Here is a 19847-nt window from a genome sequence, read left to right as displayed (position 1 = left end):
ATTGAAAGTCCTCCACATCATCAATTACCTCGGCCGGGGTGGGGCCGAAAAATTGCTTGTTAACATCTTACCCGTTTACAAATCGCTCGGGCACGAAGTCGCTGTCCTGCAATTATCCGATGCGCAGGCGGAGCCCTCTTACTTAAAAGCCCTGACCGATCAGGGTATCGAATGCCTCAGCCTGGGAACGGGTAGTGTATACTCCCCTAAACACATTGCAAGCCTGATCCGCTTTCTGCGAAATCGTCGTTTTGACGTTGTTCACGCGCATTTGTTCCCATCGCTGTACTGGACTGCTATTGCTTCTAAATTTATCGGCTACAAACCTGCGCTGGTTTTCACCGAGCACAACACACAGAACAAGCGTGCAGGGAGGGCATATCTTCGTCCGATCGAAAAATGGATGTATTCCCATTTCAACCGGATCGTTGCCATCACTCCGAAAGTAAAAAGCTTTCTCGAAGGGCGTGTTTGTCCTGTAGAACAAATCACGGTGATTCGCAATGGGGTCGATATCGACTCTTTCCAAAATGCCGAAACCTACCCCAAGTCGTTCTGGACTAAGGAGTTCGACCTTCCCCCGAACGCCATAACGCTGATGATGACGGCCCGAATCCAATACCCGAAGGATCACAGGACCCTGATTGACGCACTGAAATTTCTTCCGTCACATTTTTACCTGTTCATAGCAGGCGACGGTCCGGACAGGGCCGCAACCGAAAGGTATGCAGACGAAAACCACCTGCATAACAATGTTTTCTTCCTCGGCTTTCGAAACGATATCCCGCGTTTGATGAAATCAGTTGATATCAACATTTTGTCATCTGCCTACGAGGGGATGTCGGGCGTCGCGCTTGAAGCGCTCGCGGCCGGAAAGCCTTTCCTGGGATCGGACGTTCCCGGCATTAACGACGTTGTCCCCACAGCCGAAATGCTTTTTCCCGCTGGTGAGGCGAAGGTACTGTCAGAAAAAATCGCGCTAGTATCCGCATTGAATGAGGCACAGCATTCGGCGCTTATCGCCACTGGGCTCGCCCATGCCTCCCGGAATAGCCTAATGCAAATGGCAAGAAATCACGTCGACTTATATACGGAACTTCTTTCGTATAAACGATAATCCGCCCATATCAGGAGATTAGAGAAAAGACGTCCCTACCGCATTATCTAAATCCATCTTACTTCTGTCCTCGATTGCTAAACCGGAAGCTTCTTCCCGGTATACGGGCATGTGCGGCTATCTCTTTTCGCAAGTCACCTTTTGAAATACAGGTACAATAGTTCTACATATTATAGCAATTTGTTCTACAAAACAAAAAACTATTGGAGCTAATTCCTCAGTTGAGCGGCATTTCAGATAGAAGCAAATCCACGGCTAAAATTGGCCAAATTCCTTCTTAAAACTTAGACAATCACCGACTTCTGCCCTCAGAAACCGCTTGTAACAACAAATATGACAAGCAAAACTAATTTAATCTACTTTGCAAATTACATTTACTGCTAAGCAGTTCGAATAGTGGCACAAGTTTCTGTCACAAAATATTTTCTACATTTGTCACAACATTTCAAATATGTAAGTAGATTTATAAAATTATTTCGACTTTATAATTGATACTATACTACAATTTTACCATTTATGAAACGATTATTGTATTCATTGATCACGACGCTGATCTGCATCCCGCTCGTCGTGTCAGCCGCAGAAGCACCCAAAATTGATCCTATTCGGTTCGAAATAAAGACGGATGCCGGCCAGGTCGGTATAAATGAAGAGTTTGAGATTACGATAACGGCGCGGCTACTAAGCATTCCCGCGAACACTGCGTTCGTTTTCGAGAATTCCAATTCGTTTAGATTGAAGCTTATTGCACCGGCCGGTTTCCAGCAGACAGGAGGCACTTTTTCCGACCTGATCGGCGATGAGCTCACATCCAGCAAACAGTCGATCACCTATTCCGTTCGCGGCAGATTTGTGACTCCCGATCAGAAAGGAGCGTTCCAACTCCTGAGAGGACATAGAAATGCCACGAATCAGAGCACTTTCGTAGAAGTAGGCAGGTTGGCTTTTAATGTGGACGAAGGGGCAGCCCCATCGACCGCCCGGATCAACCTGGATACGACGCCGTCGTATGTCCGCTACCTAAGCATCGCACAACTGCGCGCAGGCGCTGCGGATACGACATCGGTCGTCTTCATTACCGACAATCTCAAACAAGGCATGTTCCGATACATAGCGACATCGACAGCCGTAGACGACGGAGCTGTGACGTTGATCGCCCCAGGGGGCAGAAGGTATGAAAGAGTTTACGACGGGATTGTCAATGTAAACTGGTTCGGCATTATTGCCGACGGTGTCACTGATCAGACGGCGCTTTGGCAATCGTTACTCAACAATACCAAATACCCCAATCTTTACTTCCCGGCTTCGGCTTCGTCTTACCGGATCAGAGCGATTAAAATTATGCCCAATAAAAACATCACATTCGGGGATAATGTGGTCGTCGAGGGAATGGGAACACTTGGTGCCAACGACCCTATGGTTTATTTGATCGGGATTATCAACGTGTCGCTAAAAGGCAAAGACGTAGTTTTTAAGGATCACCGCGAAACTTATACTTCCGGTGCAAACAGGCACATATTTGCAATTCAAGGCTCCTCCAACGTCACCATTGATGGAATTTCGGCAAACGACGGCGGTGGCGACGGCTTCTACGTCAGTGCTACCAGCAACAAGGCATTTAGCGACAACATTAACCTGCTGAATGTAAAAGCGGATAATAACCGTCGACAGGGGCTTACGATTATTTCAGGCAAAAATATCCTGGTCCAGAACGGCATATTCAGTAGATCGAACGGGGAAGCTCCGCAGGCCGGAATCAACTTAGAACCTAATTTTGCCAATCAGTTTCTTGAAAACATTCGAATAATCAATACAACCACAAGAGAAAACCAGGGAATTGGTTTGCTCATCGCGCCTGCCCCGCTTTCGGGAACGGATCGAAAAATCGATATTGTTGTGGAAAACCACTACGACTATGGCAGCCATTACGGCTTCTCGAACAACAGCGCCACCGCGGCATTGGCCGGAACAGTGATTGTGAAGAACCCAGTGTGGGAAAACAGCAGATGGAATGCATATTGCTCACGTAACTGGAGCGCGAGGGGGCCGATGGTGCAGATCATCAACCCTATTGCAATCAACCCCAACAGGTCTGGAAGCACATCTCCGAATTTCGGCGCCGCCTTTTTCGTATACAAAGCGGTGGGAGATCCCGGTGATGCCAATATCGGGAACATTCATATACTCAATCCGACCATTCAAGATGCGAATCCAACTCAAAAGATCACGTCTTCGTTCTGTTACCGGGACTTGAACGGCGCCGGCGCGAGAATCTATAACTGTACACTTACAGATCCTGTTCTTGCAACATCGGCACCGACCAGCCGCTATATGATCGTTCACAACGCCGAAATTGCCATTTCCGACAAACTAGGTTATTTATCTACCGACTTTGGTGATTACACGAGGTATGCCGGATTTGTGTACTACGGCTATCTTTACCACAATCAAAGCTCAAAAGCTGTACGATTTCTGAAACTCGAGAAAGTAAATCCTAACTTTCCGGAAGTCATTGTCGAGGTGCGTTCACCTTATCAAGTACGGATCCTTCCCGCTTCGACCGATAACATACTGCCTATTTCTCCGGTAAACTTCAAGTATATCTACAGCAGCACGGTAGGCAGCAGAATTGTGCTTAAAAAGGAAAGTGACAATTCATGGCATATCAAATCGATGGTCGGAACATGGTCCGTCGAACCGTAATACTTTAGGCGATCCGTTAACAACAACGAAAAGGCCGTCCGGTAAACCGGGACGGCCTTTTCGTTGTAATCGTGACATTTCTGGATGAATTGTGTTGAAATCAGATTCTAATGGCGTATTTTCGCTGCGGAAACCAACACACTAGGTTTAATTTCATGACTATCGTTTATCCGACAGAGGCGAATTCCTCAGGCTTTTCTCAAAAGCTTACCTGTTTCAAGAAAGTAACAGCTTTTTTCCACCAGCCTTACCTTTAAGATGAGCAATAAGAATCTACTTCTTCTTGCCCACGACGGAGAAGATTTCTATAAGGCCCGGCTACCTTTTGCACATTTCCTCAGAGACCAGGGCTATAAAGTATTTGTCATACTACCGAATGACAAATACACCGATTTGATTCGCAAAGAGGGGTTTGAAATCACAAACTCGAGTATCGAAAGAGACAATACCAATCCCCTTCATCTCCTGAAGGCTGTATTTGAAATACGACGCTATGCGCGCGCCTGCAATGCAGACATTGTGCATTCTTTCAAGTTCGTCCCGAACCTGATGAACTTCTGCGCGAACCTTCTGACGACCAGGAAAACCGTGCTGCACATTGCCGGATTAGGCATTGCATTTGCGAACCCTGGCCTGAAATTCAGGATCTTAAAATGGATACAGCAGGTTTTATTCTTTCTCCAATTTCTACGTGCGGATCTGGTCATTATCCAAAATCCCGATGACTATAACGATTTCCTGTTCAAAAAGCTATTCAGGAAGAAGATCAGGGTCGTAAAAGGCAGTGGCGTGGACATCATGAAATTCTCGCCGCTAAGGGAGCAAAAGCGCCCGGTGTCCGGGAAGAAAGTCTTTTTGTGCACAACGAGATTGATCTGGGAAAAAGGCATTCGGGAAATGGTGGAGGCATTCGAGTCGCTGCCGGCTAACCTTCGGGCCCAGGTTGAGCTCAGAATCATCGGCGAGCCCGATACCAAAAACCCCCGAGGTGTTACACCCGAATACGTCGAAAAATACAAATCCAGCACCACTATACGTTTTCTGGGCCGACAAGACCGTATCCAGGAACATCTGTGCCAGGCTGACGTGTTCATCCTGCCCAGCTACTATCGTGAAGGGATTCCGAGGAGCATTTTAGAGGCACTTGCCAGCGGATTGCCTGTTATTACGACCAGTGTGCCGGGCTGCAAGCTCACGATCGTTTCCAACCAAAATGGGCTGCTGATCGAGCCCCGGTCCGTCGAAGCTATCCGCATAGCCGTCGAAAATATGCTGGCAAACGAGCAACGCTGGCCCGAAATGGGCGCGATAAGCCGCGAACTTGCGATAGCCGAATTCTCTGAAAACAAGATATTTAGTGAGATTGTAAAACTATACGCCCAATGAAAATATTAGTGACAGGTGCTGCCGGCTTTATAGGCTTTTATATTGTAAAAAAATTGATTGCAGAAGGGCATCAGGTATTTGGGATCGACAATATCAACGATTACTATTCAACCGCGCTTAAGATTGACCGCCTGGAAGAATGCGGAATTGAAGGTATAACGCTGACAGCTAATTGGGATAATATATATTACAGTAAATCAGGAAATTACACATTCCAGCGCCTCGACCTCCTAGATATGGACGCGTTACTTCGCTTGTTCGAAGCGCATCGATTTGACTACGTCATTAATCTGGCAGCACAGGCCGGCATCCGGTACAGCATCGAGAACCCGAGATCATACTTGAAATCTAACGTCGAAGGCTTTTTTAATATCCTGGAATGTTGCCGGCAATTTCCGCCTCAGAAACTGATCTTCGCCAGCAGCTCAAGCGTTTACGGGCTTAATGAGGAGCAGCCGTTTTCTACCGCGCAAAAGGTCGACAGCCCGATCAACATCTACGCGGCCTCGAAAAAGAGTAACGAATTGATGGCTCATGCATATAGCCATCTTTATAAATTCACCACGGTGGGATTGCGTTTTTTTACCGTGTATGGTCCTTGGGGAAGGCCCGATATGGCCCCTTTCCTCTTCGCCGACGCAATCCTGAACGGGAAACCGATCAAGGTTTTCAACAACGGCCTCATGAAACGCGACTTTACGTATATAGACGACATCGCAGCGGGCATTACGTCAGTGATAGATGCAGTGCTTCCGGAATACTATCAGATTTTCAATATCGGAAATGGAAAGCCCGTGGAACTGTTCTATTTCATCCAATGTCTGGAACGATCCCTTGGGAAAGAGGCTGTTAAGGAAATGCATCCGATCGTACCCGGCGATATCGTATCGACCTGGGCCGATACTACGCAGCTTGAAGAAGCGACGGGCTACAAGCCGCAAACGGACATAGCCCAGGGTGTAGAGCTTTTCGCCAGCTGGTACAAAAGTTATTTCAAACAAGGTTGATACCTGCCAAGTAGAAACAAGGGGTGCGGCGTCTTTTTAAAACTTCGAACCTCTACCCTGGCTATCAGCTAATACCTAGTTACTTATCATCGCTGAAAATGTAACTACGCATCTCATTGGAAACCCTGGATGCGGCAAACTTATCGGGAATTTAAAGTTTTGATTATTCAAAGTTTATATTTAAACTTGTGACTTTCGAGCACACTATTTGTATAATTTTCCCAACATTTGCGCACACATATGAAAAACACCTACGTCTCTAATCGGAGGTTTGTTCATCGCCTTCTTAGTAAAACATCTACTTCCGAGGAGGTTTTGATAGTAACGAGCTATGACTATTTTTTACAGAAATATGATCTAGCGCTACTATTAAAAAGGTACAAGGAAATCATCCTGATACCGCATTCCGACGATGACGATTATCTCCTGAACCACACTGTAAGGCCACTACTCGACAAATTCGAAAAGGTTCACCTAGTTACCAACCCCGTTTACGACAAGCGTAATAGAGTAATATATGAGCTGGTCGTTCGGAAAAACAAATCGATCAGGATCACCACCGTGTATGATTTCTGCGAGAGATTTCTAAAAAAAGTCTACATTCCCGACGATATAACGGAAATCAACCCTAATCTCCTTTCAGTCCCCACTTTCGGAAGAAGAGTGAGATACCCCAAGAAAATCATAGATGTAACTATCTCTATTGTACTTTTCCTCTGTACGCTTCCTCTCTGGATCCTAAGCTTTTTCCGTATTAAATTGCAATCACCAGGCCCGGTTTTCTTCTACCAGGAGCGTGTGGGAATGGACAACAAGTTATTCCATTGCATTAAATTCCGGTCAATGGGCCTGGATGCGGAGCAAAACGGTGCCGCATTCTCCAAGAAGAAAGATTCGCGGATTTTCCCGTACGGATCTTTTATGAGAATGACCCGCATTGACGAACTCCCGCAAATCATCAATATTTTCAGAAGGGACCTGTCACTCATCGGCCCCAGACCTGAACGACTCGTTTTTACCGAAACCTTCGACGAAACGATACCTTATTATAATTTCAGACATAATGTCAAGCCCGGAATCACCGGTTACGCACAGGTAATGTACTCGTATGGCGCAGGTGTATATGACGCGCGGCATAAATTGATGTATGACCTCTATTACATCAAGAATTGGACGTTGTTCTTAGAACTTAAGATCATTCTCCTGACAGCAGTTGTAATATTTGGAAAAAGAGGCAGGTAAATACCGCACCACCTCATATGTATGGAGCCTGGATGAGGAAATACTTTTTTGTGCTATTGACCTGCATAGCATGCATTCTTAAAACTTATGCTCAGGACTCTACATTCTTCTATTCGGCTACTGTATTAGGAACTGCATCTACGTCTCAGACACCTTTTTGGCTTGCCAACAATCAATATGGGGCGATCCCAACCGCTGGCTCTTTCCTCACGGGGAGAGCCAGTTTCCATAGGGTCTACAACATCAATAATCCAAGATTCTTTCAATGGGCGGCCGGGGCCGAGGTCGTCGGCATTGCAGGAAAGCGTTCCGATGCATTCATGACCGACCTTTTTCTGGCCGGAAAAGCAGGTCCTGTGGAGTTGAGCATCGGACAACGAAAAGAAATGACAGGATTAGCCGATAGCAGTCTGACGAGTGGGTCTTTCGCACTTTCGCAAAACTATCGACCCTACCCCAAAATCCAGTTGAGTACCCCCAATTTTGTCAATATTCTTCCCGGAATCGATTTCCTTTATTTTAAATTCAGCTATTCGGATGGGCTTCTCGGGCCGGCCAGGGTTCACTACGGAAACGTATTCCAGGTGGACGACATCTACATGCACCACAAGTCTTTGTATTTCAGGCTCGGCAGACGGCGCGGAAAATTAAACCTCTATGCGGGTTTCAATCATCAGACGATATGGGGTGGAGAAGATAAGATTTTCACCGGCGGCCTGAAACGATCCAAAGCGTACGAGTACGTGATATTTGGTAAATCCTGGCGGTCCAGCAGAGTAGGCAATCATTTCGGTACTATCGACGTGGCTGCCGAATGGAGAGGATCGAAATGGGATATATTTCTCTACCGGCAGAGCATCTACGAAGACGGCTCGCTTAGCAACCTTTCAAATGTCGCGGATGGATTGAGTGGATTGAGGTTCAAAAAGAGATCACGCCCGGGCACTATCTCCGGTGTCAGTGTAAATACAGTTTTATTCGAATTCATTTACACTAAAAATCAGGGAGGGGCAATTTTCGATTATAGAACCGCAACCTTTGGAATGGATGATTATTTCAACCATTACGTATATAATCAGGGCTGGTCGTATAAAGGAAGATCGTTGGGCAGCCCTCTGATTGCACCGCAAACCACTGTCCGGGAAGAATTAAGGACGTCATCCTCGCAGTTTACCATTAACAACCGGATTATCGCATACCATTTGGGCGCCGAAGTATCATGGCAAAAGCTCAACTTTTCATTCAAAGGAACCCACTCTGTCAATTTTGGAACATATAGAAAACCTTTTAGCGAAACCCTACAACAAACATCTTTCATTCTCCGCGCCGAAAGGTCGATGTCCGCTCAAAATAAAGACCATTTGACACTAAGCCTGGCTGCCGACGTCGGTAAATTATACCCTAATAGTGCGGCCCTGATGCTTGGATGGCGAAAATCCGGTTTTATCCGATAACTTTGATAATTGTCACCGACCCGACGGATGTCCTATTTCTCTTGCATAAATGTCGCACCCTTTCTCTAAAATCCGAGCGTTACTGACCTCCTGCATTACTTGTCTCGCGCTTTCCACACACGCCCAAGACTCAACATTATATTATAAGGCGTCGGTAATGGCCGCCGGGGCAACCGCCCAGACTCCTTTTTGGCAACACGCCAACCAAAACGGTAGCATTCCGTTGAACGGTAATTTTGGTATTGTCGATGCGGGGATATATAAAGTATACAACCCCCATAACCCCCGCACATTTCAATGGAGCGCCGGTGTTCAGGGAATTGCCAGCTACGGCAGATCGGCGAATGTGTTCCTTTCGGACTTGTATGCCGCGGTAAAAATCGGGAAAGTAGAAATCCTCGCCGGACAGAAAAGAATGACCGCAGGGCTCACCGACACAACGCTGTCCTCGGGTTCGCTGGCCATGGCGGGCAATGCGCGGCCATACCCACGGATACAAATCTCCATCCCCGAGTATTTGCCGCTTTACTTCACAAACAATTTCGTTTCAGTCAAATTCAGCTATTCCGACGGCTACCTCGGGGCCAGCACAATCAATTACGGCAGCGTACCCCATGTTCCCGATACCTATTTGCACCAGAAGCAGCTCTATTTGCGGCTAGGTAACAAATCGCACCGGTACCGCGTACATCTCGGTGCTAATCACCAGGCCATCTGGGGCGGCGAAAACGAAACCATACCGCTATACCGGCTCGACATGCTAAAAGCCTATTGGTATATGATTTCCGGCAAAACGCTGGACTACAAAAAGATCGGCAACCATTTTGGGACATTCGACATTGGTGGTGAATGGCATGGAAGAGACTGGAATTTCTTCCTTTACCGCCAGAATATCTACGAAACCGGCTCTCTTTTTAGGGTTACCAATTTTGAAGACGGGCTGAACGGATTGAGTGTCAAACGCACCAAACCACTGCCGAAGGGATCTTCCTATTTTGCATTTCACTCGTTTTTGCTGGAAGTGATCGGGACACATAACCAGATCAACCGTTATCCAATCTCCGAGCTAGCATTGTTCGAAAGAGCTAACTATTTCAACAGCTACGTCTACCAGCGTGGCTGGTCTTACTACGGATCGGGTATCGGCACGCCACTGGCCCCCGCATCGGCTACGACGGACAGCAACTTGCCCCGCAATAATTCGGAATTCACCAATAATAATCGCTTCTGGGCGTTTCATACAGGTGTCACCGCCACCTGGCTGAATTTAAAACTGTCGTTCCGCGGCACTTACACGCGGAATTCAGGCTCGTTCCTTACGCCATTTGACGATGTTAGGCAGCAAATATCATTGTGGCTGGGTGTTGAAAAAAACTTAAATATCTTGAAAGGATGCAGTGCTTATTCCGCATTATCATCGGATATTGGCAAATTGTATCCCAACTCTTACGGATTAGCAGTCGGATTGCGTAAAACCGGCTTCCTGGACTAATCCACGCCGCAACCAACCGACGTATATGTTCAATATGATAATAGAAAAGTTATACTTATTTTTGTTGGCTACTATGCACACTATGAACAACGCGTGAGGGCACACCTATGAGATTTCTTTTATTCATATTACTAGCAGTACCTTTCCTTGGCTTTTCCCAATCTGAGACCAGGGAACCTGTAATCTACAGAGACTCTACCACTAACTATGTAGAATTCGTGGGAATGGGCAGTACCAACGGGTATACACCATTCTGGATCCAGTCCAACCAATACGGTATCGTCCCAAAGACAGGCCCAAACCTTAGCGCACGGGCAGGGCTGGAACGTTATTGGACCATATCCGAGAACAAAACCCGCAACGAATGGCGCGTAGGCGCAGGTGTGGAGGCAGCCGGCAATTTTGTTCAGACCAAAAATATTCTTCTTCCACAGGCACATGTAACACTGCGTTACAAAAACTGGGAGCTCTACGTGGGGCGTAAAAAACAAGCGCTTGGTCTTGCCGACTCCACGATTGGTTCCGGCTCCTACGCATGGTCCGGCAATGCATTACCGATCCCCAAGATCTATTTGGGAACAACGCGGTTCGTACCCGTGCCTTTAACAAAGGGATGGCTTTCTTTCCAGGCGTTTTATTCGGATGGATTGTTTGAAAATAGCAGGCCGATTACCCAAAATTTAAAGTTTCATCAAAAAGCATTTTACATGCGGATTGGAAAAGCCAATTCGATGCTGAAACTCTACGGAGGCTTTAATCACCAGGTTCAATGGGGTGGAAAACTCAAGAAAAATCTGGGGCTCACCGGCGAAAGATTACAAATGCCAAGCGGCTTTAAAAACTATGTTAATGCCGTTATCGGGTCGATCGGTGGTAGTGGTGACGATATTACGTATTTCGACAGCACCAGCCGGATCGGAAACCACCTTGGTTCGATTGATCTGGCGATGGAGATCGAAACTTATGAGAGTAGCATCTTCCTTTACAGGCAGTTTGTTTATGAAGACGGCTCGCTGTTTTACTTAACAGGGCTTAGTGACGGTCTTTATGGTGCCCGTATCAAACGTAAGAATTCTTACGGAGCTAATTTCGAAGTCAATGCAGCAGTTCTCGAATTACTCTATACCAAAAACCAGGGAGGGGATGATTTTGTAATTGGCGACGGAAAAAGACGGGGGCACGACAATTATTTCAATAACCAGCAAGTCCGCGATGGCTGGGGCTATTACGATAGGACAATCGGCACGCCATTCATTCCGCCTACATCGCAGACCAAATGGAAATGGCCCAATTACGCCGATAATTTCACAAGCAATAACCGGGTTATGATGCTCCATCTGGGCCTAGAAGGTACATTATTCCGGAAAATACAGTGGATGGGCAAATTCTCGTTTTCCGAAAACAGCGGCGCGTATCTTGAAAAGTTCATAGGCTCTCCCAAGCAATTCTCCGGTATGCTCCTCGTGCAATCCAAGCTTGACGTACTCGGCGGGCTAACGGTAAAAGGTGCCTACGCAGCGGATATCGGCGATTTGTACCGCAAAACTTACGGATTCATGCTCGGTGTACGAAAAGACTTTTCGTTCTACTGAGCCTTACAAGTTACTTCCGATCTTTTCAGCCAGCGTCGCGAGTTCTTCTTGCGACGTTTTTATTTTTTTGCTGAAATCGGCATCGGCCATGCTGTTGAGCGGGAGCAGATGCACATGCGCATGAGGCACTTCCAGGCCAATCACACTCACCCCGATTCGCAGGCAGGGCACCGTCTTTTCCAGTGCAGGAACAATACTTTTCGCAAATAGGAACAGACCTGTATACAACTCGTCGTCAAGGTCGAACAGGTAATCCACCTCTTTCTTCGGGATCACGAGCGTATGCCCTTTGGCGATGGGGAATGCGTCCAGAAACGCGAGAAAATCTTTTGTTTCGGCGATTTTGTGACAAGGGATCTCCCCCGCTACGATTCTTGAAAATATAGATGCCATGTGGATAGGAAGTCGGATTATGCCGAGCTACTCCCAAAAATAGGAGCCGCCAACTTTCGATCCAAATATGCCTTTGAAAACTCAAAAAGTACTTAATATTGTGGACTAAAACTTTAACAAGCGAAACATGAATTTCACAAATTGGAAGGCTTTCGGAAAAGCATCCGTTATCGCCCTGGCTACCCTGGCCTTTTCAAATGATGCAGAAGCTCAAAAAGGAAAGTGGGTTACCCTTTTCGACGGAAAGAACCTGAACGGCTGGCATAGCTGGCAACAGGACAAAGTTCTGCCGCAATGGAAAATAGAAGACGGAGCGGTAGTTCTGGCCGAAAAAGGTGGTAAAGACCTTGTTACAGATAAAGAATACGGTGATTTCGAACTCGAACTGGAATGGAAAATCGCCGAAGGCGGTAACAGCGGGATCATCTACCACGTGGTAGAAGACAAAAAATACTGCTGCCCCTACTCTACCGGCCCGGAAATCCAGGTACTCGACGACGTAAAACACCCCGATTCGAAAGCGGGCAAAGCGGGTAATCACAAATCAGGCTCACTTTATGATATGATTCCCGCATCTGATTTCACCGCTGTTAAACCTGCCGGAGAATGGAATAAGGCGAAAATCGTCATCAAAGGCGGCAAAGGCGAAAGCTGGCTAAACGGCAAAAAAGTAGTGGAATTCCCCACTCAGGGCGCCGAATGGGACAAACTTGTTGCAAACAGCAAATTCAAAACCTGGCAAGGTTTCGGCGCGTCTCCCAAAGGGAAAATTGCATTGCAAGACCACGGCGACAAAGTTTCTTACCGCAATATCCGCATCAAGGAACTATAATAAACCATTTTTAAGGTTTCCCGACCAATATTCGCGGCTGTAAACGCGCCTGAAAGGCCAGTTTTTCAAACGCAACAGAAGGGGCAGATAAGCGTGAGGCTCTTTGGATGACTTGCTGTAATGGTAAAGATCGTCGTCCGTAAGTACCAAGCCCTTGTAGGCCCCTTCTTCCTTTACGGTGATATCCCCAAATGGCAACTCTTTCCCGAATGCAGGGTTCTGCCGTACCAACCGCTCTTTCAGCAGCCAATCCGAGCGAAATTGCCCCGTAGGAAGCGGCGCCGGCTCGTACTTGCCTTCCGACACCTGCAATGCGTAGTCCATGTAAGCCCTGAGCAGTTTCGGGCCTTCGTTGGCCGTTTGTTCTGTTTGCAATTGCGACGGCCAGAGACTTGTCACAAAGTAAATCTTCTCCCGCGCCCGTGTGACGGCCACATTCAGACGATTCTCGCCTCCCTGCATATTCAACGTACCAAACTGCATGGAAATGCGGCCTTTCTCATCCGGTGCGTACCCCATTGAAAAAATGATAATGTCGCGCTCGTCGCCCTGCACATTCTCTATGTTTTTCACAAAAAGACCTTCCGGTAATGCGACTTCTTTCTCCAATGCATCCTGGATAGCCGCCTGCTGGTAAAAATTGAACGTTACCACGCCTATGCTCTTCCCGGTCCCGGCAAGCTCGCGGATAAGGCGCAATACTTCCTCCACTTCAACGGCGTTGGTATTGTTTTTCCAGACACCTTCGGTTTTAATGTATTGAATACCCGGTTCACGATCGTTGATCTTGTGGAAATCGGGCAGGAGTTTGAGGCTCTTTTTATAAAAATTTCTGTTTGAAAAATCAATGAGATCCAGCGAAAGGCTTCGGTAGTGGCCTGTCAGCTGGTAATGATCCAGCGACTGCCCCGCAAGGTCCAGCAATGACTCGATTTCAATGGCGGCAGAATACTCCTCGTCCTCCGCCCTGTCCTCGAACCGCACGCGGTAAAGATCGCTGGGCGAAAGCTGCTTGCTATCCCCGGTAACCACCCATTGTTTGCCCCGGAATGCAGCCGGCAGACTATATTCTGCATAGCATTGCGAAGCCTCATCGAAGATCACCAGGTCGAACAACCCGCTTTCCATCGGAAAAATGGCCGAAACTGCTTCCGGAGAAGCCATCCAGCATGGTATAAGCGCGAATACTTCGTCCGCGTAATTTTCCAACAATTTCCGGATCGGCCAGATCTTGCGCTTTTTCGTAACCTGGTGCCCCAGCTCGCGGTAGGTTACGCGGTTGCCGAGACGGTTTTTCTCGACATCTTCATAAGTCGCCTCGCGAAGTTTAATATTCGTAATGTCGGCGCTAAGCTTTTGCTTGGAGGTAATGCTGCCTTGGATATCGCGCTCCCATTGTCCCATTTTCAGCGACGTCACCGACCGCAATGCAGGGTATTTGCTCTCAATATGCTCGATCCAGGCTAGTTTAACACTATTTTCAAAAAGGCCTAGTACTTCCTGTGCATTCGTGAAGCCAAGCTCCTCACCCTTCCCCAAAGTTTCCTGCGTAGCACCCCGCTGCGACTCCGTCATTTCTTCCCACAAGCGGTCCATATCGGCCAGGGAATCAAAATCATTACGTAGGGATTCCACCAGGACTTGGCTGCAACCCGCAGGATCGTCGATCAGCGCGGTAATCTGTTCCGGCAATAAGTAGGGAAGCATGGCCTTTTCCATGCGGTCCCATATTTGGAGCCATTGTCTAAGGTTTTGAATGGTTTCCAAAAACCGGTCGAGCTGGTTGTTAGCACCAACAATTTCATAAAAAACTTTCGTCCAGGCGCCTGCGTCCATACGCGCGATCGCATCCGCAGCACGTTCGGCAGATTTAAAGAATGAAAGATACTCGCCCGCTTGATCAGCCGAAAAATCATCGATAAATGCCGGTTCAAAACCCAGACTTCCATGTTGCAGCCACGATTCCAGCTGCCTGCGATTCCTTAGACGTTCTTCCAGCCGCACCATGTGTTCGAAAGAAGCCGTAAGGCCGTTTGCCGTCGCTACCCGCTCTATTTCCTTCTTTTCTTTGCTAAAAACATCCCAAAAGAAGCCCGAAACGGCCGATTGCTTCGTTTCGAGTGACTTTTTCAGCATTATTTCAAATGCATTCAGCTGCGAGGCCGGCAATGACATTTCAATGCCGCCTTCCGCGATGAAACCTTCCATCACATCCACCGCCTGGCGCACGAATGCGAGCCGCTCGTGCGCATTCGAGAACGAACCGCAGTATTTTTTTACGAGCTTCCACACTGGTTCTCCGGTAACCAGTCCGGCAATATCGGTAAGCCGCTCCGCGATCTCCTTCCGGTTCCGGATAAACGCCTTGTCGGACGGAAAACCTGTTAATTGCTCAAAAACGCGTGTTTGCTTCTCAAAGGCGGCGGGCCATTCCGATAGCATACTTTCCATTATCCTCAGCTCCCCCATGCCAAATGCGGCGAAGCTCCGCCGTTTCCGCCAGGGATGCGTGGGATGGATCAGGAATGCATAGTCGGAATAGGTTTTCAGATGCCTTTTGAATCCGTCCCAGGTATCGATCCTGAACTGCCGGTAATAGGGCCGCATATCGGAGTGCGAGGCTTGCGGATCGCTCGTGAGGTAAAGTTCCTTGATACTAACCCCGCATTCGCTCTCCTCAAACAATGCGGCGCGAAAACCATTTAGTTCTTCCACAGTCTTATCAATCGCGCGGCTTTCCTGGGTGAATTGTCTTTCCAGAAATACCGAATCGAGGCTGTAATTCTGCTGACGATAGGCCTCCACTTTCTCTATCTGAGACGCAATCTGGCTGTATAGTGCCGACCGGTCGTTTTTAAAATCGTGAATAAGGCCTGTAAAATCCTTCATTCCGGTAGTAGCCAGACGCTGGTAAACGACATCCAGTGCCGCCCGTTTTTGGCATACCAATAAAACGCGCTTCCCTTTGGAAGTAAAATCAGCGATCAGATTGCATATTAGCTGCGATTTACCGCTTCCCGGCGGTCCTTGCACCACTACCGAGCGCCCGGATTTGACCGCCAGTATAATCTCTTCCTGCGATTCATCCACCGAAAACGGCGTCAGCACATCTTCCTCCTTCGACGGGCGATTTTCACGCATCGGGAGTTCAGGTTCGAAATCGCTAATCTCCTCATCGGCTTCATCTGCAAAACCGATTAGAGGCAGATTAAAACCATCTTCCTCTTCCAAATCCAGCAATTTATTGTAATCCGGAACAAGGTATGATCCTGCCTGCGGGAAAATGCCCAGAACGGCCTCGGGATAAAGTTTCAACACTCCATTGCGCTCGTTTGCTACCAGATCGGAGCTCTTTTCGCCGCTGAATGCGCCGAGTTTATCTTCAAAAAGCTGTTGATTAAAGTTGATCTTGAACGGCGTCGATTTCAGCCATTCATATAGTTGTGTCCTGAACTCGAGAAAGTCGTTTGGAAAATCCTCAAATGACTTTTCGAGTACCTCATCAGGAATTTTGGCTTCATTGAAATGCCCATAAGCCAGCGCGAAACTTTGGTTTAAAGACACATTGCTGTCATCTCGCTCGAAAAGGCACCACTGCTCGCGGTCCATGCGCAACGTCACCGGGAAAAACAGCAACGGGGCGTGGATGGGCGTACCGTCGGAAAGTTTGCCTTTCACAAACGGGTAGCCCACATACAGGTCGCGTGAGCCCCGTTCTTCTTCGATAAAACGTTCGGTACGGGCTATTTTGCGCAGCCGCTTGCTCGTTTCATTCACCTTCTCGAAACGCGGATCCGCCACATCGCAGAGCGCAACCCGGTCGTTTCCCTGGATTACCTGTTTCAGCACATCCACAGAAGGCTTCGACAACAGGAAATCCGTGTCATGGAAATCCAGGAACTGCTCGGCAGACAAGTTCGTAAGTAACAACGACTTGTTGCGGGTACTAAGATTGGTAAGTCGTTTTAGATAGGCTTTAAGAATCCGGCTCATAGGTACTCAAAACGCTGCCCGACGCCTAACTATTGGATAGTACCTCGTCCTCCACTTCCTTTTTTTCAGGAACGACCACCGAGGCTAGTATACTCACCGCCAGGATACCGATGATCACATACAGCGAATAGACGGTTTTGAACCCGATGGATTCCAGGTAATGGTGCGCGAGCATTTTCCCGCCGATAAACACCAGTAGAACCCCCAGACCGTACTTAAGGAAGCGGAAAAGCCCCATAATGTTGCTCAGGAAGAAGAACATAGACCTCAGTCCCATGATCGCGAAGATATTTGAGAAGAATACCACGTAAGGGTCCTTGGTCACCGAAAATACCGCCGGCACCGAATCCACAGCGAAAATAAGGTCTGTAAATTCGACAATGAGAACTACTACAAAGAGTGGTGTAACGAGCCATTTACCTTTTTTCAGCACGAAGAAATGTTCGTGCACGTAACGCGGGAAGACCGGGAGATATTTGGAAGCAAATTTTACGACAGGGTGTTTGGCAGGATCGATCTTCTCATCTTCCCCAGCCTCGAAGAATATCTTGCCTCCCTGGTAAACCAGCAGCAAACCGAAGATATAGATGATCCATTCAAAACGCTGCATCAGCGCCGAGCCGACGAAAATGAATATAAAACGCATGATAATCGCGCCTAAAACGCCCCAGAAAAGGACTTTTTTGAAGTATTTTGGCCGAACACCGAACGATGAAAAGATCAGGATGATAACGAAAATATTGTCGACCGAAAGCGCATATTCCAGCAAATAGCCGGTAATAAATTCCAGCGACATGTTTTTCCGGTAGATTTCCAGGCTTTCCTGAAAATCGCCCGGTATGAGCCGTAAGTGCGGCGCGTACTTGTTTTTGATCGTTTCGAGCTGCCCGTAATTGTCCACTCCATGCACCAGGTCGCCATGTGTATTAATGACCAGGTAAAATGCCAACGCCAGTGCTATCCATGCAACCGTCCAGGCTGCCGCTTCACCAAACTTGACCACATGGTCCTTTTTGTTGAAAACGCCCAGATCTAAAAGCAGCATGACACTGATCACCAGAATAAAACCTCCAAAAAACAGCACTTCGTTGGAAAACATGAACAAGCAAATTAAGTTTTGAATGAAGGCCGGACTCTTACTAAAACCGCACCACTCCGGCGGGGCCGCCCCGGCAAGCCCCAGCCTATACGGGTTAAAGGAGGCAAAGGTAAGCAAAATATAAAGTGGATAGGCGAAAACTGACGGGCGGTAAATGAGCCGTACCTATGCCCGTTTTATGAAGGATGAGTACATTAAGAAGGCAAAATGGCCTGAATAACCTCCTTTACCGCTTTTTGCCCAAAATTATTTTGGGCGTTGATCAATTGATTTACAATTTGTTAATGTTTTTGCAAGATTTTTTTGCTAAATATTTTCCTGAAAAACTTGCGTCAAATACCAGACGTCCCTACATTTGCACCACAATAATCGACAACGGTTATGCAAAATATGCGAAAGTAGCTCAGCTGGTAGAGCGCGACCTTGCCAAGGTCGAGGTCGCGGGTTCGAACCCCGTCTTTCGCTCAGAGAGGACAAAGCACCGGAGACGGTGCTTTTTTTCTCTTCACTGGTACCGGTACCTGGCTTTGCCGGGGTGGTGGAACTGGTAGACACGCAGGACTTAAAATCCTGTGGGCCGAAACGCCCGTACGGGTTCGATTCCCGTCCCCGGTACTGAAAACGAAGGAGTTACGAGCAATCGCAGCTCCTTTTTTGTTGCTTTCCCGCCCCCGCACGTTATCTTGCAACATGCACCAGGAATTTGAACCACCCGAACCGCTTCGGGACACCATCAAGTGCTTTTGGTATGATAATCGCGATTTCGGAGGTCAGAAATCCACCTTCCAGGTCGTGCCGGATGGCTATGCGGAGATCATTTTTTACTTCGGAAACCTGCATTACATTTCCGACGATGGCGGTCTGCGTCCGTTGCCTTCCCCATTTTTGATGGGATTACTCAACCAGCCTGCCATTTTTCAAACCCAAAACCGTTTGCAGATCATCGGCGTGAGATGTTTTCCCTGGACCGTGTTCGACCTGCTCGGACTCCCCTCGGGAAAAGGTGGCCTGCACATTTTCACGCATCCTATCGCAGCACTTCAACCTGCGTTGGACAACCTGATGGCTGCCGGGCGAATCGATGAAGTAATTGCGCATTTGAAAGGTTACTTTCTGCATACCCGGTCGCTGATCGCCATTGATAGCACGCTGGCCAAAGCGGGCGCTGCCATGAGGGAAGGTAATGGCATGACTCCCGTCAGCCAGGTGGCGGCAGCAGCACATGCGACGGTCCGTACCCTGGAGCGAAAATTCAAACAATCTTCCGGGTTTACCGTGAAGGACGTTTCTGGTCTGATGCGATTTGAGCAGGTTCGGAACCAGCTATGGCACAACCCGGAGTCGAATCTGGCTGGCCTGGCTTATGAGCTGGGTTATACCGATCAGGCGCATTTGAGCAGGGAGTTCAAAAGGTACAGCGGTGCCACTCCAGCAGCATTTGCCCGAAACGCAAAAAAACGAAAACAGGCGGTAAGCAATGATTTTGTCGCATTTGTACAAGCCTGAGGCGCGGGTGTTCCGGAATTTTGTAGCTCAA

At 47.9% G+C, this 19847-nt stretch carries 13 protein-coding genes and 2 tRNA genes; 12 read left to right on the top strand and 3 right to left on the bottom strand.

Annotated elements, in window-relative coordinates; genetic code table 11:
• The first annotated feature begins 1 nt into the window (after position 1).
• From ACTJJJ_RS13180 to ACTJJJ_RS13145, 8 genes are all read left to right on the top strand, one after another.
• Positions 2 to 1117: a glycosyltransferase gene (locus ACTJJJ_RS13180; RefSeq protein ID WP_440702024.1), complete on the top strand. Its 1116-nt coding sequence runs from the start codon at positions 2 to 4 to the stop codon at positions 1115 to 1117.
• Positions 1118 to 1633: 516 nt separating this feature from the next.
• Positions 1634 to 3820, top strand: coding sequence for a hypothetical protein (locus ACTJJJ_RS13175; protein WP_440702023.1), 2187 nt, complete (start codon positions 1634 to 1636; stop codon positions 3818 to 3820).
• 258 nt (positions 3821 to 4078) lie between these two features.
• On the top strand, positions 4079 to 5206 hold the full coding sequence (locus ACTJJJ_RS13170; protein ID WP_440702022.1) for a glycosyltransferase family 4 protein: 1128 nt from the start codon (positions 4079 to 4081) through the stop codon (positions 5204 to 5206).
• Positions 5203 to 6213: an NAD-dependent epimerase/dehydratase family protein gene (locus tag ACTJJJ_RS13165; protein WP_426292919.1), complete on the top strand. Its 1011-nt coding sequence runs from the start codon at positions 5203 to 5205 to the stop codon at positions 6211 to 6213. The genes ACTJJJ_RS13170 and ACTJJJ_RS13165 overlap by 4 nt, the downstream gene beginning before the upstream one ends.
• A 240-nt stretch (positions 6214 to 6453) precedes the next feature.
• Positions 6454 to 7455, top strand: coding sequence for a sugar transferase (locus tag ACTJJJ_RS13160; protein WP_188934484.1), 1002 nt, complete (start codon positions 6454 to 6456; stop codon positions 7453 to 7455).
• A 32-nt stretch (positions 7456 to 7487) separates the two neighbouring features.
• Complete coding sequence (locus ACTJJJ_RS13155; RefSeq protein ID WP_440702021.1) at positions 7488 to 8909, top strand: capsule assembly Wzi family protein; 1422 nt, start codon at positions 7488 to 7490, stop codon at positions 8907 to 8909.
• Between the two features lie 49 nt (positions 8910 to 8958).
• On the top strand, positions 8959 to 10401 hold the full coding sequence (locus ACTJJJ_RS13150; protein WP_440702020.1) for a capsule assembly Wzi family protein: 1443 nt from the start codon (positions 8959 to 8961) through the stop codon (positions 10399 to 10401).
• Positions 10402 to 10625: 224 nt separating this feature from the next.
• Positions 10626 to 11993 carry a capsule assembly Wzi family protein gene (locus ACTJJJ_RS13145; protein WP_440702019.1) on the top strand — a complete coding sequence of 456 codons (1368 nt, stop codon included), beginning with the start codon at positions 10626 to 10628 and terminating at the stop codon, positions 11991 to 11993.
• Positions 11994 to 11996: 3 nt separating this feature from the next.
• On the opposite strand, the gene ACTJJJ_RS13140 is transcribed toward ACTJJJ_RS13145, so the two are convergent.
• Positions 11997 to 12386, bottom strand: coding sequence for an HIT family protein (locus ACTJJJ_RS13140; RefSeq protein ID WP_440702018.1), 390 nt, complete (start codon positions 12384 to 12386; stop codon positions 11997 to 11999).
• 127 nt (positions 12387 to 12513) lie between these two features.
• On the opposite strand from ACTJJJ_RS13140, the gene ACTJJJ_RS13135 reads away from it, so the two are divergent.
• Positions 12514 to 13218 (top strand): 3-keto-disaccharide hydrolase, encoded by a 705-nt coding sequence (locus tag ACTJJJ_RS13135; protein ID WP_440702017.1) that lies wholly within the window; start codon positions 12514 to 12516, stop codon positions 13216 to 13218.
• Here ACTJJJ_RS13135 and ACTJJJ_RS13130 read toward each other — a convergent pair.
• Both ACTJJJ_RS13130 and ACTJJJ_RS13125 read right to left on the bottom strand, forming a co-directional pair.
• Complete coding sequence (locus ACTJJJ_RS13130; protein WP_440702016.1) at positions 13213 to 17211, bottom strand: AAA domain-containing protein; 3999 nt, start codon at positions 17209 to 17211, stop codon at positions 13213 to 13215. The genes ACTJJJ_RS13135 and ACTJJJ_RS13130 overlap by 6 nt on opposite strands.
• A gap of 25 nt (positions 17212 to 17236) precedes the next feature.
• The gene (locus tag ACTJJJ_RS13125; protein WP_188934496.1) at positions 17237 to 18310 is read right to left on the bottom strand and encodes a TerC/Alx family metal homeostasis membrane protein; all 1074 of its coding nucleotides are present in this window, start codon (positions 18308 to 18310) and stop codon (positions 17237 to 17239) included.
• A 392-nt stretch (positions 18311 to 18702) separates the two neighbouring features.
• Here ACTJJJ_RS13125 and ACTJJJ_RS13120 point away from each other — a divergent pair.
• The 3 genes from ACTJJJ_RS13120 to ACTJJJ_RS13110 all read left to right on the top strand — a co-directional run bounded on the left by ACTJJJ_RS13120 (position 18703) and on the right by ACTJJJ_RS13110 (position 19816).
• Positions 18703 to 18775 (top strand) — tRNA-Gly (locus ACTJJJ_RS13120).
• Positions 18776 to 18839: 64 nt separating this feature from the next.
• Positions 18840 to 18925: transfer RNA gene (locus ACTJJJ_RS13115), tRNA-Leu, on the top strand.
• Between the two features lie 75 nt (positions 18926 to 19000).
• The gene (locus ACTJJJ_RS13110) at positions 19001 to 19816 is read left to right on the top strand and encodes a helix-turn-helix domain-containing protein (RefSeq protein ID WP_188934498.1); all 816 of its coding nucleotides are present in this window, start codon (positions 19001 to 19003) and stop codon (positions 19814 to 19816) included.
• Positions 19817 to 19847 lie beyond the last annotated feature (31 nt).

The sequence above is a fragment of the Dyadobacter sp. 22481 genome (assembly GCF_052044875.1).
Taxonomy (GTDB): Bacteria; Bacteroidota; Bacteroidia; order Cytophagales; family Spirosomataceae; genus Dyadobacter; species Dyadobacter endophyticus.
Note: the sequence above shows the minus strand (reverse complement) of the source record. Positions and strands in the feature narration are given on the sequence as shown.